Origin of the sequence: Phaeobacter sp. SYSU ZJ3003 (genome assembly GCF_041300735.1) — a bacterium.
GTDB lineage: Bacteria > Pseudomonadota > Alphaproteobacteria > Rhodobacterales > Rhodobacteraceae > Phycobacter > Phycobacter gallaeciensis_A.
Map to the genome: position 1 here is coordinate 17604 of NZ_PXNU01000009.1, position 14958 is coordinate 32561.

Here is a 14958-nt window from a genome sequence, read left to right on the forward strand (position 1 = left end):
TCAGGCAATGCTGTCCGCCCGCCCCACTTGGCGGCCCGAAAAAATACAGCCGCCCAGAAACGTGCCCTCGAGCGCGTTATAGCCATGATAGCCACCGCCGCCGAACCCGGCGACCTCCCCCGCGGCGAAAAGGCCGGGAATGGTCTTGCCATTGGCATCGACCAGTTGCCCATTCAGATCGGTCTGAAGCCCGCCCAGCGTCTTGCGGGTAATGATGTTAAGCCGGACCCCGATCAACGGACCGTTGTCGGGATCCAGGATCCGGTGCGGCTTTGCCGTGCGCATCAGCCTGTCGCCGCGATAATTGCGGGCCGCGTGGATCGCCATCATCTGGGCGTCTTTTGAGAACGGGTTGTCGATCTGCGCGTCCCGGGCAGTGATTTCGGCCCGTATTTTTCCGGCATCCAGCAGGCTGTTCCCTTGCAGCGCATTCATCTTAGCGATCAGAGCCTCCAGCCGGACAGCAACGACAAAATCCTCGCCGTGCTCCTTGAAGGCTTCCACGTTGGGGGTCGCCTTCTTGTTCAAGAGCCGCTGTTTTAGGACCTGTTTCCAGCTTTTGGAGGCAAGGTCCGGGTTCTGCTCTGATCCGGATAACGCAAATTCCTTCTTGATGATTTTCTGCGTGGTGATGAACCAGGAATAATCATAGCCCGTGGCCAGAATGGCCTTCAGCGTGCCAAGACTGTCGAAGCCCGGCATGGCAGGCGGCGCGAAACGGTTGCCGGTCGCATCGAACCACATTGAGGAAGGTCCCGGCAGGATCCGGATGCCATGGTTCGGCCAGATCGGATCCCAGTTCTTCACGCCTTCGGTGTAATGCCACATGCGGTCGGCGTTGATCACATGGCCACCGGCCTGCTGGGTGATCGCGACCATACGGCCGTCCACATGGGCGGGAACGCCTACGATCATGTGTTTTGGCGCGGCCCCCAGCCGGTCCGTCGGCCAGGCCTTGCGCACCAGTTCCAGGTTGCCACCGATCCCGCCCGAGGCCACCACCACGCTGGCGGCGCGCAGTTCAAAATCGTCAAGGACCTCGCGGTTGGTCTTCTGCCCGCGGGCGCTGGTGTCTTCGGCAAGAACCTCGCCGCTGATGCCCGTGCAGGCGCCGTTCTGCATCAGCAGATGTGAACAGCGGTGGCGGAACTTCAGGTTGATGCGCCCCGCCTTTTCATGCTCCCTGACGCGGCGCTCGAACGGCTCCTGCGTGCCGGGACCCACGCCCCAAGTCAGATGGAACCGTGGCACCGAATTGCCATGCCCCGAAGCAAAGGAGCCGCCCCGCTCGGCCCAGCCGACGATCGGAAACCAGCGCATGCCCATGTCATGCAGCCAGGGCCGCATCTCACCGGCCGCAAAATCGATATAGCTTTCGGCCCATTTGCGCGGCCAGAGGTCTTCGTCACGGTCGAAACCGGCGCTGGCCATCCAGTCAGAATAGGCCAATTCACGGCTGTCACGGATCCCCATGCGGCGCTGTTCGGGGCTGTCGATCAACATCAGCCCGCCCAGCGACCAGAAGGCCTGGCCGCCAAGAAAACCTTCGGGTTCCTGATCGACGATCATGACCGTCTTGCCCCGGTCCGCCAGTTCGGCGGCGGCCACCAGTCCGGCCAGCCCCGCCCCGACGATAATGACATCTGCCTGTTGCTCAGCGTGTTTCATCGTTTCCCCTCCCGACGCGCGGCAGGCTGCGCAACTCCTCAATTGCACCCGGATTCCCCGATCCCTGCCCCGCTGTGCCCCGCATTTGCGATTGAAACCCGAGGCTTCGATCAGGCTAGCAGCTCAATCCGCGACTGCCCAGAATAACCACAGGGCAGCCATCCCGCCCGATTTTGGCCTTTTTGACACAGGTCGCGACCGACGTATTCATGCTCTCGACGGCGGTCGTAAACACGGCATAAAATCCCGCCAAACGGGAACTCTAAACAGGTGAATAACTGGTGGGAAGCAAGGCAGAGTTGGTGCGGTTTTGGTTCGAGGAAATCTGGTACCGGAACAACGACCAAATACAGGACGAGATGTTTTCAACCGGTGCAAAGGCGAGTGGCCCGGTGTCCAATCTGGCAGACAAGGATTTCAGGTCCATCGATATCGTCTCGGCCCTGAAAGCGCGCCTTGAATGCACACCAGAGGTTTCCTTTTCCGTCTTCGAAGAGCTAGGCGACTGTGTAATCACCTGTTTCACGGTAGCTGTCACGAAACACCCCACACGCCCGCCTTTTGATTTTGACGGCCAGATGATGTTCCGGATTAAAGACGACAAGATCGCCGAAATTCACTCGAACCTCAATTATATCAAGATGTTCGAAGGCCTTGGCCAGATGCCGCAGGATACGTTGCTGATTTCCCTGACCGGGGCCGAAATGCAATGGAAATGACGCGTAGCGCGTCCTGACCTTCCGGGATCAGTCCTCTGGATCCGGAGAGTTCGGCGCCTCGTATGATCCCCCCATGGCAGCGCGCGTCTGTGCGAAATCCAGCAGTTTGACCTCGATATTGGCATTGACCGACCCGTCTTCAAAGGCACCGTGCAGATCGCGCAGCCCGGCAGGCAGGCCGGTCAGCTGTTCGATGGCCTCATCCACATGGCTGACCGCGTGGATCTGGAACTGCCCGGCGCGCACCGCCTCCACCACCTCGGGTTTCAACATGAGGTTCTCCACATTGCTGCGCGGGATCAGAACCCCCTGACGGCCTGTCAGCCCCTCGGTACGGCAGACCTCGAAAAACCCTTCGATCTTCTCATTCACGCCGCCAATGGGTTGCACATCGCCCATCTGGTTCACCGATCCGGTCACCGCAAAGGACTGTGAGATTGGCACCTCGGCAAGGGCCGACATCAGGGCGCAGAGCTCTGCCAACGACGCGCTGTCGCCTTCGACGCCGCCATAACTTTGCTCGAAAACGAGACTGGCCCAAAGCGACAGGGGTGCGTCCGGCACATAGCGCGCCGCCAGATAGCCAGAAAGGATCAGCACCGCCTTGGAATGGATCGGACCGCCCAGCTTGGCCTCGCGCTCAATATCAACAACACGTCCGGACCCTACGCGAACGCGGGCGGTGATCCGCACCGGCGCGCCAAAGCTTTCTTCGCCCAGCGCCGAAACGGTCAGCCCGTTGATCTGACCGATTTCACTGCCCCGGGTGGAAATCAGGATCTGCTCCCGCGCGATCATCTCGCGCATCCGGTCGCGGATCAGACCACGGCGTTCTTCGGCAGCAGTGATGGCGCCATTCACATGTTTTGCCGAAATGGCCTCAGCGCCCTCCTGGCGGGCGTAGTGATTGCCTTCACGCAGGATATCCCACAAGGTCTCGATCCGAAGGCTCAGCTTTTCCTGATCTGCCGAGGCGCGCGAGGCAGCATCGATCAGCGCCGCCACACCATCAGCCGTCACCGGGCGCAGCGCCTCTTCCTTCACCAGCGCCGCAACCCGGCGGGCAAACAGCGCAACGCTGTCCGCATCGCGCACCATGTCAGGCCCGAAATCAGCGGTCACGCGGAAAAACTTGTCGAAATCTGGATCGTATTCCGCCAGCAGCATGTGCAGCATACGATCCCCAACCAGCACAACGCGTACATCCAGAGGGATCGGTTCGGGTTTCATCGTGGTGGTCGAAATCAGCCCCAGCCGGTCGGCCGGGGTGATCACATGCACCGCCTCTGTTTCCAAACAGCGCTTCAGCGCATCCCAGGCCAGGGGCTCCGCCAGCACCCGGCGGGCGTCCAGCACCAGAAACCCCCCGTTCGCCCGGTGCAGCGCCCCCGGTTTGATCTGGGTGAAATCGGTGACCAGCACCCCCTGCATCGCCATATAGTCGATCTGCCCGGTCAGATTGGCGAGAGTCGGCAGGCTTTCCTCGACCACCGGCGCCCGGTCGGCATCGCCATCATGGGTCACCACCACATTGACATGATAGCGGTGAAACTGCGGATCCTCGCGTAGGGCAGCCAACCCGGCGGGAAACGGCGCCTTGGAGCGCCCCAGGTCCAGTGACAGGAAAAGATCCGCATGGGCCACCAGATCATCCCGCAAAGCCGTGAAATACGGACCAAGCTCGTCGATCTCGACGAAACCGCGACAGGCCCTGTCGACGGCCGCATCCACTGCGATCCGCGCCATTTCCGCATTGAGCCGGGTCAGCGCATCGCGCTGTTCCCTCTCCAGTTCGGGCTGGTCCAGAAGGAAATCCTCCAGCTCGCTCTGAATTTCCGCAACGGCGTCGCGGATCTGTATCCGCTCTTCTTCGGGCAGCTTTTCGATCACCTCCGGTTTGACGATCTCATCGTCGCGTTTTGCGGCCAGGGAAAACCCCATCGGCGTACTCAGGATCGCGACATTCCTGGCTTCGGCCTTCTGACGCAGCGCATCAAAGGCCTCTTCGCGCCGCGCATTGTAATCCTGCTCCAGCGCCATCCGCTTGTTCTGATAGTCTTCGGACACCAGCAGCGCCGGGATATGATTGGCCAACTCCTCAAGCAGCCGGGCCATCGCGTTGCGCAGCCGCACGCCCTGCCCACGCGGCAGACAAATGGCGTTGGGCTGATCGGCGTCCTCAAAGTTTTGCACATAGACCCAGTCCTTTGGAATGGGGCGGCTGGCGGCCTCTTCCTCCAACACGCGCAGCACGGCGGATTTACGGCCACTGCCCCGCGGGCCTTGCACATAAAGATTGAACCGGCGGTGTTTCATCTGCGCCGACAGGCGGATCGCCTCCATTCCCCGGCCCTGCCCCAGCGGCCCTTCAAGCGGCTCAAGATCGGCGGTGGTTGCAAACTCGAACTCGGCCGGATCGCAGACCCGTCTCAGCTCATCGGGCGACAGTGCCGTATCAGACATGCAGGCTCCTGATTTGGTTCAGCATGATTGTGGGAAAGGTGGCATACTTGCGATCCCCCCGCCAGTGCCCAAGCACAAGCCGTAGGTGAAAACGCAGATAGATACGATCCTTGAAGTACCCACCGGGCGTATTGCCTTGAACCCGTCTCAGGACGTTTCTGCGGAGGCTGCCTTTGCCGCCGCATCCAGAAGGCGGACGACCTCTTCATCCGAGGTCTGCGAAAAATCGCTGTAAAAACGCCCAATTGAGCCGAAAGGAAAGGGCATTTTCAGACAGATCAACTCGTCCACCTCGTCACGCAACGCCTCAGCGACATCCCGCGGGGCCACCGGAACCGCCAGCACCAAACGCGCCGGTTTGCGCGCACGCACAGCCCGCAGCGAGGCCCGGACCGTCGCGCCGGTGGCGATGCCATCATCCACGACAATCGCCGTCCGCCCCCTGAGCGGCACCTGCTTGCGTCCTTTCAGATAGACCTCCCGGCGGCGCCTAATTTCCTCCAGCCGGGGCCGGGACATCCGTTTGATATCCGCCGCGGCAAGTCCAAAGGATCTGGCGATTTCCGGGTTGGTGACGATCTTTGGATCAGAGCCATTCACCACCGCTGCCACAGCGAGTTCGGGCTGTTCCGGGGCACCGATCTTGCGGACCATGATCAGATCCACCGGGGCATTCAGCACGCGAGCAACTTCAGCCGCGACCGGAACACCGCCGCGTGGCAGCGCAAGGATCACCGGGTCTTCATACGCTTTGCCGGACAGTTCGGCCGCAAGGGCCTGTCCCGCATCTGTTCGATCTTTGAAAAGCGTCATTGCAGCCGCCTCCTGTCGCATGCCCGTATCCGCATTCGCTGGCTATGAACCGAATGTGGATACAGGAATACTAGGGTCGGGCTGCGCTGTCCTTGATCGACCTCAATCCGCCCTGACAGCTGCCACTGAGAGCTGCTCTGCCCCTTGCCACCATACCTCACAGTCCTGCACCGTGACCTGAGCGGAGAGGCCGATCCCGACCAGATGCGTGTCACCGGGCACGTCAGCCGGAGTAATGCTAACGTCCTGCCCAACCACCTGAATAAGCCAGCCCCGCCCCGGCCTGCCACGCACGAACCCCTTGATCCGGAACAAGCCGGGTGGGCGGGTTTCAACGATCCGGGCGAGTTCCTCCCGGCTGAGAACGATATCCGCACTGTGATGCCAATGCATGTAATCCGGATGTGCCCTGCCCCCCCGCTGCGGCTTGCTGCCGGGGTCCGGCTGCAACAGCAGCAGTTCGGCCACATGGGCTGCATCGCTCAGCAGAACCGGGGCCGACCGGCTGTCGGCGGCCAGCCCAAGGGCCACCGCCGACGGAATTTCTTCGGTCTTGCTGACCAGCACCAGATCAGCGCAAGCCACCTGATCGCGGATCTGCGGGCCGATCAATGTATCGCTGGAAAGGCTCTGATAGCTGCCCGCATCGACCACGGTCACGATGCCGCCAAAACGCATCTCTGGCTCTGCCACGGCGGCATTGGCAATCTTTTGCGGATCAGCAATGCCGCTGGCCTCGACGATCAGGTGATCCGGGCGCGGATTGCGGTCGAGCACATCGGCAATCGCCATGAAAAGGTCCGCGCCCATGGTGCAGCAGACACAGCCATTGGTCAGGGTCAGCGTGTCCTCATCGGCGCTGTGCAGCAGTTCGGCATCGATATTGATGGCGCCGAAATCATTGACCAGAACCATCAGACGCTGGCCATGCGGCGCCGACAGAAGGCGGTTGATCAGCGTGGTCTTGCCCGCGCCGAGGTACCCCCCGATCACGGTCATTGGCAGGCAGCTGTCAATCATGGCGGATCACAGCAGATGCACCTGACCGCCCGACACCGTGCCCAGAACCGGCACGTCCTTCAGCGCCATCGGGTCCACCGCGGTCGGGTCCTCCCCCAGCACTGCGAAATCGGCTTTCTTACCAGTCTCGATACTACCGATCTCATCATCGAGCCGCAGCGTATAGGCCGCGCCAAGGGTGATCGCATGAAGCGCCTCTTCCACGGTGATCTGTTGCGCCGCGCCCAGGGTTCGGCCGCTCATGGTCTGGCGATTGACGGCACACCAGGCGGTAAACAACGGCGCCAGCGGCGTTACCGGCGCATCGGAATGGATCGTCATATGCACACCTGCGTCCAGCGCGGCTCGGCAGGCATCCATCCGCGTGGCGCGATCCTCACCAATGGTTGCAGCCGCGTGCTGATCGCCGAAGTACCAGATATGATTGGCAAAGATATTGGTGCAGATCCCCAGCTCCGCGCAGCGTTCGAACTGATCACGTCCCATCATCTGGCAATGTTGCAGCACATGGCGATGCCCCTGCCCCGGCGCCCGGCGCAGAGCCGCCTCGATGGCGTCGATGGCGACCTGCGAAGCTTCGTCGCCGTTGACGTGGATATGCATCTGCACGCCTTCACGCTGCATCACTTCGCACAGGGCGTAGATCTGATCGGGTGCAGTGTTCCAGATGCCATTAGGCTGTCCGCCCACGTAGCCGGGCCATTTCACCCGCGCGGTCCAGCCCTGGATCGAGCCATCGGTCATCAGCTTGACCGCCCCGAGGCGCAGCTTGTCGGTGGAGCGGGCGCGCAGATCCTTGGCCCGGGCGGCGATCAGTTCGGGCGTTGCCCCCATTGCACCCTGCGCAGGCACGATGCGGACCGGGAAATCCGGTGCGCCCGTCACCTCCAGCATGACATCCAGATCGCTGTCTTCCATGGTAGAGAAGAGATCTGCGATGGTGGTGACGCCCGCGCGTTTGGCGACCTCACCATAGGTCCGGATCGATGGCGCCTGCTGGGCCAGGCTGCGGAAATCGATGCCAAGCCGACGCATTACCGGGAACATTGCTGCCATTTCCTGCAACTCGCCAGTCGGGCTGCCGTCGGGACCCTTTAGAACCCCCTCGGCATTGGTCTCCCGGCTGTATCCCGCCAGTTCCAGCGCCTTTGAGTTCACACACATCAGGTGGAAGTTGGAATAAATGATGGCAATCGGGCGGGTGGTGCTGATCTCATCCAGATGGTGCCGATTCAGCCGCTCGGTGGGCAGGAAAATCGGATCAAATCCCCAGCCGATCAGTGGCACGTCCTCACCCAGAGATCCGGCGTACTCCGTGAGGCCGGAAATCACCTCGCCTATGTCCGTCATGCCCGACCACATACGCCCGTCGGGGTCGATCCGGTCGTGATATCCGGCATAGGCATAGTTCCACATCGCCCCAGCCATCATATGAGCATGACCTTCGACAAAACCGGGCATCAGCACCGCATGACTGAGGCTGTCATCGCGTTCGACAGCGCCCCATTGCTGCGCGCAATCGGCATCGCCAACAGCCAGAATTTTACCGTCCTGCACCGCGACATGGGTCGCTACCGGAGTGTTCGGATCCTGAGTGATGATTTTTTTTGCTTTGAAAACAGTGATTTTTGACATGGAGCACCTTTGGGTTCCCCTTTGGGATATCCAAGCTTTGAACATTGGAAAAATGTAATTACTGTCGAGGTAACCCGCAAAAAATGCAGGAATTGATATGCGTTTCACGCTCAAACAACTTCGCTACTTCGATGCGGCGCTGCGGACCGGTTCCATCGCACGGGCCGCTGTCGAGATGAATATTTCGCAATCCTCGATCACCGCAGCCATCGACATGATCGAGCAAACGACAGGCACCGAACTGTTGCGGCGGCTGCCGGCGCGCGGGATCGTCCCGACCAGCAGCGGACTGGCAGTGGGCGAGCGGGTTCAGGAGTTTCTTGAACAATCCAGGATTTTTGAATCGGATCTGATGTCCCTGACCGGTGATCTGGCAGGGACTCTGCGGATGGGTTGTTATGCCCCGACCGCACCCTATGTGCTGCCGCCGATCCTGAAGCGGATTTCCGAAGACTACCCGTCAATCAGCATCGAGCTGAAAGAGGGCGACATGCAGTCGATTGCTGATCTGCTGAGTTCGGGGGCCATTGATGTGGCGCTGACCTACCGGCGCACCACGCCAGAGGCGCAGCCTTTCATTCCGATGTTCCGGGCCACACCGATTGCACTGATCCCCGACGAGTCACCCTTGGCCCAAAAGCCGGAGGTCGACCTTCAAGATCTGGCGGAACTGCCGATGATCCTTCTGGACCTGCCGGGAACGCGTGCCTATTTTTGCAGCCTTTTCGAAGCTCGGGGCCTGCGCCCGAATATTGCACATACCACCAAAAGCTCGTCTGTCCTGCGGGGGCTTGTTGCCGCGAACTTTGGCTATGCGCTGATGAATATCTGCGGCCCTAACGACCGCGTCGGACAAAGCGGCTATGTCGCCCGCCCGATCAAGGGCGATCTGGAATCACCACAATATGGAGTGGCTTACACGCCTGCGTCACAAAAATCTGCCATCGTGAAATCGGTTCTGGCCTCCTGCCGCGAGGTGGCGGAGCGCGGGGATTTTGATGATTTACTGTTTTCCAACCCGCAGGAAACACCCTCCTCTGCTCACATCTTCCGCTAAAAAATGAGACTTTCACCCCTGCAAAAGACTGTTTTCTGAGACGAGTGAGCGAGACTAGCCTGATTGAAACAGCAAAAAAACGATCAGGGAGATCCAGATGAAACTCATGTCACGCCTCTTGGGCGCGGCCGCATTTGCCGCACTATCCTCTACCGCCCTGCCCGCATTTGCCGACGGCGGCACGCTGGTCATCGCCTCCAGTCAGGTGCCACGACACCTGAACGGCGCGGTGCAATCGGGCATCGCAACCGCCGTGCCGTCGACGCAGATTTTTGCCTCGCCCATCCGTTATGACGAAAACTGGGAGCCGCAGCCCTATCTGGCAAAAAGTTGGGAAACCTCCGAGGACGGCTTGACCGTCACGCTGAACCTGGTCGACAATGCCACCTTTCACGACGGAGAGCCGATCACCTCGGAAGATGTGGCCTATTCTATCCTGACCACAAAGGAAAACCACCCTTTCAAATCCATGTTCGCACCGGTCGAAAGCATCGACACGCCGGATGCGCATACGGTTGTGATCAACCTCAGCAATCCGCACCCGGCGCTGCTGCTGGCGCTGTCGCCCGCGCTGGCTCCAGTCCTGCCCAAGCACGTATTCGACGATGGGCAGGACATCAAATCCCACCCGATGAATTCCAAACCTGTCGGCTCCGGCCCCTTCATGCTGGAAGAATTCAAGGCAGGCGAGGCCATCGTTCTGAAGAAGAACCCGAATTTCTTCCTGGACGGGCGCCCCAAGCTGGATGAGATCATCGTCCGCATCATCAAGGATCCCTCGGCGCTGCTGATCGCGATGGAAAACGGCGAAGCGGATATGTACCCCTTCATGGCCGGCAGCCAGGAAATCCGCCGCCTTGAAAAAGCCGACCACCTGGGTGTCACCGCCGAAGGCTATGCTGCAGTTGGTCCGCTCAACTGGCTGGCCTTCAACACCGCCTCGCCCAAGCTGAGCGACGTGCGGGTGCGTCAGGCGATTGCCTATGCGGTGGATCGCGACTTCATCACCAAGGCGTTGCACAGAGGCGTTTCCACGCCGCAACGGGGTCCGATCATCGAAAGCTCGCCCTTCTTTGACGAGAGCATCCCCGCCTATGATGCCGATCTGGACAAGGCAAAGGCCCTGATGGCCGAAGCCGGGTTTGCTGACGGGATGGAACTGACCATTGATTTCATCCCCGGCCCCAAGGAACAGCAGCAGTCGATTGCCGAATACATGAAATCGCAGCTGAAAAAGATCGGTATTGCCGTCACCGTGCGCGCTGCGCCAGATTTCCCGACCTGGGCCGGCCGGGTTGGCGGACATGACTTTGAACTGACGATGGATATCGTGTTCAACTGGGGCGATCCGGTGATCGGGGTGCACCGTACCTATCTCAGCGACAACATCCGCCAAGGTGTGATCTGGTCCAACACCCAGCAATACGCCAATGCAAAGGTTGATGAACTGCTGAACGCCGCCGCCATCGAAAGCGATCCGACCAAGCGTAAGGAGCTTTATGCCGAGTTCCAGCAGATCGTCGCAAAGGACCTGCCGGTCTACTGGATCAACGCGCTGCCCTATCACACGGCCTACGACAAGAAACTGATGAACGTTCCCACTGGCATTTGGGGCACCATGCACCCGATGGACATGGTCTCCTGGGGCGAATGAGTCCGGGCCTGATCGGCTGGACCGGCGGGCGCCGACAAACAGAATACTGGCGCCCGCCCTCTTTCTTTCTGCCGGGGACATGTAATGAATGCTTCGTTTTTGATACGCCGTATTGGCTATGGGCTGGTCCTGATGCTGGGTGTGGTGGTCCTGAACTTCCTGCTGATCCGCCTGGCGCCGGGTGATCCGGCAGTGGTGATTGCCGGAGAAATGGGCGGCGCCACCGAAGAGATGCTGGAAAGCATCCGCGAAGAATACGGGCTGAACAAGCCGCTGATCACGCAGCTGGGCATCTATGTCGGCAACGTGGTGACAGGCGACCTTGGCGAAAGTTTCTTCTTCAACCAGCCTGTTGCCACCCTGATCGCCCAGCGCATCCTGCCGACCATCCTGTTGGTGGTCACGGCTCAGGTCCTGTCGATCATCATCGGGGTTTTCCTCGGCGTAATTGCTGCCCGCAAGCCCAATGGCGTGATGAGCGCCTTCGTCTCGGTCTTTGCCACCATCGGATATGCGGTACCGGTGTTCTGGACCGGCATCATGCTGATCATCCTCTTTGCCAGCGTTTTGCCGATCTTCCCTGTCGAAGGCATGCAATCGGTCAAGCTGCGCGATGCGGGGATCTTTGTGCAGGCGCTGGACGTGCTGCATCACCTCGCCCTTCCGGCCTTTACGCTCGCCATCATCTATCTGGCGCAATACGCCCGGCTATCGCGTGCCTCGATGCTTGAGGTGCTGGGATCCGATTACATTCGCACCGCCAAGGCCAAGGGCGCCTCGCAGCGCTCGATCCTGTTCAAACATGCGCTGCGCAACGCGGCCCTGCCGATCCTGACGGTGGCCGGCCTGCAATTCGGCAACCTGATCTCGGGCGCGCTGCTGGTGGAGACCGTGTTCAACTGGCCCGGCATGGGGCGGCTGGCCTTCGATTCCATCCTGCGCCGCGATTACCCAACCATCATGGGGGTCCTGTTCTTTGCTAGCGCCATGGTGGTGATCGCCAATATCCTGACGGACATGAGCTACCGGCTGGCCGATCCGCGACTGAGGGGGAAAAGCTGATGTCCGACAACACCGCAACCGACACGTCTGCGGCCGAGCATCAGGCCCAAAGCCCGGCACTGGAAGCCTGGCGGATGTTCCGCCGCAACATTCCGGCCTTGTTCGGGGTGATGCTGCTGACCCTAATCATCGGCGCGACGCTTTACGGCACCTTCTTTTACAGCGGCGATCCCTTCGACATCGTCTGGGCTCCGCATGAACCGCCCGGGGTGACGCCCGAGTTTGCCCTTGGCACCGACTATCTGGGCCGGGACATCATTGCGGGCATGCTGACCGGGGGCGGGCCGACCCTGGCGGTCGGGGCGGTTGCGGCTGCGATCACCATGGTGATCGGCATCGCGATGGGCGCCTTGGCGGGGTACTATGGCGGCTGGGTCGACAACCTCTTGATGCGCGTCACCGAGTTCTTTCAAGTGCTGCCCGCCCTTTTGTTTGCCATGGTGCTGGTGACGCTGCTGTCGCCCACCCTGTTCACCATCGCCTTTGCCATTGGGGTGGTTAGCTGGCCGCAGACCGCGCGCCTGACACGGGCCGAGTTCCTGAAGATCAAGAACCTTGAGTACGTCACCGCCGCCCGTGCGATCGGCGCCCGGGACAAACGCATCATCTGGACCGTGATCCTGCCCAATGCCCTGCCGCCGCTGATCGTCTCAGCCACGCTGACTGTGGGAGTCGCGATCCTGTTCGAAGCAGGGCTGAGCTTCCTTGGCCTTGGCGATCCAAATGTCATGAGCTGGGGCCTGATGATCGGCGCCAACCGCGAATACATTCTGGACGCCTGGTGGCCGGTCACTTTCCCGGGGCTTGCGATCTTCTTTACCGTCTTTGCCGTCAGCCTGATCGGAGACGGGCTCAACGATGCCTTCAATCCAAAGCTGAGGGAACGATGAACCACCTTCTCGAAATCGAAGACCTGCGCGTCACCTTCAATACCCGCTATGGCGAAGTCACCGCGCTGGACAGCATTTCGATGCATGTCAGCGCCGGTGAAACCCTGGGCGTGGTGGGCGAAAGCGGCTGCGGAAAATCCATCACCGCCCTGTCGGTCATGGGGCTGATCCCAACCCCGCCCGGCCGCATCGCCGGTGGCGCGATCCGCCTCAATGGTGAGGATCTGACCCGTGCCTCTGAATCCCGGATGCGTGCCCTGCGCGGCTCGGAAATGGCGATGATCTTTCAGGAGCCGATGACCTCGCTCAACCCGGTGTTCACTGTCGGGGATCAGATTGCCGAGGCCATTATGCTGCACCAGAACGTCAGTCGCGATCAGGCCCTGCGGGATGCGGTGGCGCTGCTGGACCGGGTCGGTATCCCGTCGCCCGATGCACGGGCGCGGGATTATCCGCACCAACTGTCTGGCGGCATGCGCCAGCGCGTGATGATCGCCATGGCCGTAAGCTGCCGCCCAAAAGTGCTGATCGCGGATGAGCCGACAACCGCGCTGGATGTGACGGTGCAGGCGCAGATCTTTGACCTGCTGAACGAAATCCAGCGCGATTTCGGCTCCGCCATCATCCTGATCACCCACGACATGGGCGCAATCAGTGAAATGGCGGACCGGGTGGCGGTCATGTACGCCGGGCGGGTCATCGAGGAAGCCAGCGCCGACGATGTGCTGGACTATCCGCAGCACCCCTATGCGCGCGGGCTGATCTCCTGCATCCCGGCCCTCGGCAAAGGCGATATGCCGGAGACCTTGGCGGAAATCCCCGGCGTGGTGCCGCCGCTGCATTTGCTGGGGGCGGGCTGCGCTTTTGCTGATCGCTGCGCCCATCGCACCGATCGCTGCACCCGTGAAAAGCCGCTTCTGACCACCCATGGCCACCATCCCGCGGCCTGCCACGCGGTCGAGGAGAACCGGATATGACAACGCTTCTGGATGTACGGGATCTGAAGGTCCGCTTTGCCCTGCCGAAACCTTCGCTTTTTGCACCGCAACCCTTTCTGGAGGCGGTGCGGGGCGTGTCCTTCACGCTGGAGCGGGGCCGTGCCCTTGGCATTGTCGGCGAAAGCGGGTCAGGCAAGACCACCGCGGCCATGTCGACGATCCGGCTGGTGCCTGCGGCTGGGGGCGAGATCCTGTTCGACGGTGAAGACCTGCTGCAACTGGATGACGAGGCGATGCGCGCTCGTAGGCGTGATATTCAGCTGATATTTCAGGATCCCTATTCCTCGCTCAACCCGCGGGCACGGGTGGTGGACATCGTGCGCGAGCCAATGGACCTGATGAATATCGGCGATGCCGACAGCCGTCTGGCCCGGGTCAAGGAGCTGTTCGAACTGGTCGGCCTGCGCCCTGATCAGCTGAACCTCTTCCCGCACCAGTTTTCGGGCGGGCAGCGGCAGCGGATTTCCATCGCGCGCGCACTGACCACCAATCCCCGGCTGCTGGTCTGTGACGAACCTGTCAGCGCCCTCGACGTGGCCATTCAAGCGCAAATCCTGAACCTGCTGGCGCGGCTGAAACGGGAACTTGGTCTGTCCTACCTGTTCATCAGCCACGATCTGGGCGTGGTCCGGCACCTCTGCGATGATGTGGCTGTGATGTATTTGGGCCAGATCGTGGAGCAAGCCAGCCGGGAGGAGCTGTTCGACAGTCCGAAACATCCCTACACGCAGGCCCTGCTGGCAGCGGCGCCCTCTCTGGCGCGGCGCAAGTCCAAAGGCTATGTGCGACCGCTGAAACTCTCCGGCGATCCGCCCAGCCCGATCAATCCGCCAAAAGGCTGCGCCTTTGTGGACCGCTGCCCGCTGGCGCAAGACCTGTGCCGACAGGAGCAGCCTGTCCTGAAACCCAATGGGGCCAGCCAGGTCGCCTGCCATTTCGCAGCCGTATAAGGCCCGCAACCCCGTTACGGGGCTGCAGA

General features: G+C 61.0%; 12 protein-coding genes. 7 read left to right on the plus strand and 5 right to left on the minus strand.

The annotated features are described in order from the left end of the window. Positions 1 to 1668, minus strand: a complete 1668-nt coding sequence (locus C6W91_RS04125; RefSeq protein WP_274866725.1) for an FAD-binding dehydrogenase — start codon at positions 1666 to 1668, stop codon at positions 1 to 3. A gap of 281 nt (positions 1669 to 1949) precedes the next feature. Between C6W91_RS04125 and C6W91_RS04130 the strand changes: the two genes are divergently transcribed. Then, complete coding sequence (locus tag C6W91_RS04130; protein ID WP_370570456.1) at positions 1950 to 2387, plus strand: nuclear transport factor 2 family protein; 438 nt, start codon at positions 1950 to 1952, stop codon at positions 2385 to 2387. Between the two features lie 27 nt (positions 2388 to 2414). Here C6W91_RS04130 and C6W91_RS04135 read toward each other — a convergent pair whose 3' ends face one another. The 4 genes from C6W91_RS04135 to C6W91_RS04150 all read right to left on the minus strand — a co-directional run bounded on the left by C6W91_RS04135 (position 2415) and on the right by C6W91_RS04150 (position 8318). Next, on the minus strand, positions 2415 to 4850 hold the full coding sequence (locus tag C6W91_RS04135) for a Lon protease family protein (protein ID WP_274866726.1): 2436 nt from the start codon (positions 4848 to 4850) through the stop codon (positions 2415 to 2417). A gap of 147 nt (positions 4851 to 4997) precedes the next feature. Then, positions 4998 to 5663: a phosphoribosyltransferase gene (locus C6W91_RS04140; protein ID WP_370570457.1), complete on the minus strand. Its 666-nt coding sequence runs from the start codon at positions 5661 to 5663 to the stop codon at positions 4998 to 5000. Between the two features lie 102 nt (positions 5664 to 5765). Further along, positions 5766 to 6683: a GTP-binding protein gene (locus C6W91_RS04145; RefSeq protein WP_370570458.1), complete on the minus strand. Its 918-nt coding sequence runs from the start codon at positions 6681 to 6683 to the stop codon at positions 5766 to 5768. 6 nt (positions 6684 to 6689) lie between these two features. Beyond that, positions 6690 to 8318 (minus strand): amidohydrolase, encoded by a 1629-nt coding sequence (locus C6W91_RS04150; RefSeq protein ID WP_274866729.1) that lies wholly within the window; start codon positions 8316 to 8318, stop codon positions 6690 to 6692. Between the two features lie 97 nt (positions 8319 to 8415). Here C6W91_RS04150 and C6W91_RS04155 point away from each other — a divergent pair, with 97 nt between their 5' ends. The 6 genes from C6W91_RS04155 to C6W91_RS04180 all read left to right on the plus strand — a co-directional run bounded on the left by C6W91_RS04155 (position 8416) and on the right by C6W91_RS04180 (position 14929). Further along, complete coding sequence (locus C6W91_RS04155) at positions 8416 to 9375, plus strand: LysR family transcriptional regulator (protein WP_274866730.1); 960 nt, start codon at positions 8416 to 8418, stop codon at positions 9373 to 9375. Positions 9376 to 9472: 97 nt separating this feature from the next. Then, positions 9473 to 11029: an ABC transporter substrate-binding protein gene (locus C6W91_RS04160; protein ID WP_274866731.1), complete on the plus strand. Its 1557-nt coding sequence runs from the start codon at positions 9473 to 9475 to the stop codon at positions 11027 to 11029. A gap of 84 nt (positions 11030 to 11113) precedes the next feature. Continuing rightward, the gene (locus tag C6W91_RS04165) at positions 11114 to 12091 is read left to right on the plus strand and encodes an ABC transporter permease (protein WP_065271238.1); all 978 of its coding nucleotides are present in this window, start codon (positions 11114 to 11116) and stop codon (positions 12089 to 12091) included. Beyond that, positions 12091 to 12981: an ABC transporter permease gene (locus C6W91_RS04170; RefSeq protein WP_274866732.1), complete on the plus strand. Its 891-nt coding sequence runs from the start codon at positions 12091 to 12093 to the stop codon at positions 12979 to 12981. The genes C6W91_RS04165 and C6W91_RS04170 overlap by 1 nt, the downstream gene beginning before the upstream one ends. Further along, entirely contained in the window at positions 12978 to 13958 is a 981-nt protein-coding gene (locus C6W91_RS04175) for an ABC transporter ATP-binding protein (RefSeq protein ID WP_370570459.1), read from the plus strand. The genes C6W91_RS04170 and C6W91_RS04175 overlap by 4 nt, the downstream gene beginning before the upstream one ends. Further along, positions 13955 to 14929 (plus strand): ABC transporter ATP-binding protein, encoded by a 975-nt coding sequence (locus C6W91_RS04180; RefSeq protein ID WP_274866734.1) that lies wholly within the window; start codon positions 13955 to 13957, stop codon positions 14927 to 14929. Before C6W91_RS04175 ends, C6W91_RS04180 begins: the two co-directional genes overlap by 4 nt. Positions 14930 to 14958: the final 29 nt, after the last annotated feature.

Coding starts and splice junctions, on each gene's coding strand:
- C6W91_RS04175 (WP_370570459.1), top strand. CDS start 12,978: ATGAACCACCTTCTCGAAATCGAAGACCTGCGCGTCACCTTCAATACC.
- C6W91_RS04125 (WP_274866725.1), bottom strand. CDS start 1,668: ATGAAACACGCTGAGCAACAGGCAGATGTCATTATCGTCGGGGCGGGG.
- C6W91_RS04155 (WP_274866730.1), top strand. CDS start 8,416: ATGCGTTTCACGCTCAAACAACTTCGCTACTTCGATGCGGCGCTGCGG.
- C6W91_RS04135 (WP_274866726.1), bottom strand. CDS start 4,850: ATGTCTGATACGGCACTGTCGCCCGATGAGCTGAGACGGGTCTGCGAT.
- C6W91_RS04170 (WP_274866732.1), top strand. CDS start 12,091: ATGTCCGACAACACCGCAACCGACACGTCTGCGGCCGAGCATCAGGCC.
- C6W91_RS04165 (WP_065271238.1), top strand. CDS start 11,114: ATGAATGCTTCGTTTTTGATACGCCGTATTGGCTATGGGCTGGTCCTG.
- C6W91_RS04150 (WP_274866729.1), bottom strand. CDS start 8,318: ATGTCAAAAATCACTGTTTTCAAAGCAAAAAAAATCATCACTCAGGAT.
- C6W91_RS04160 (WP_274866731.1), top strand. CDS start 9,473: ATGAAACTCATGTCACGCCTCTTGGGCGCGGCCGCATTTGCCGCACTA.
- C6W91_RS04145 (WP_370570458.1), bottom strand. CDS start 6,683: ATGATTGACAGCTGCCTGCCAATGACCGTGATCGGGGGGTACCTCGGC.
- C6W91_RS04180 (WP_274866734.1), top strand. CDS start 13,955: ATGACAACGCTTCTGGATGTACGGGATCTGAAGGTCCGCTTTGCCCTG.
- C6W91_RS04140 (WP_370570457.1), bottom strand. CDS start 5,663: ATGACGCTTTTCAAAGATCGAACAGATGCGGGACAGGCCCTTGCGGCC.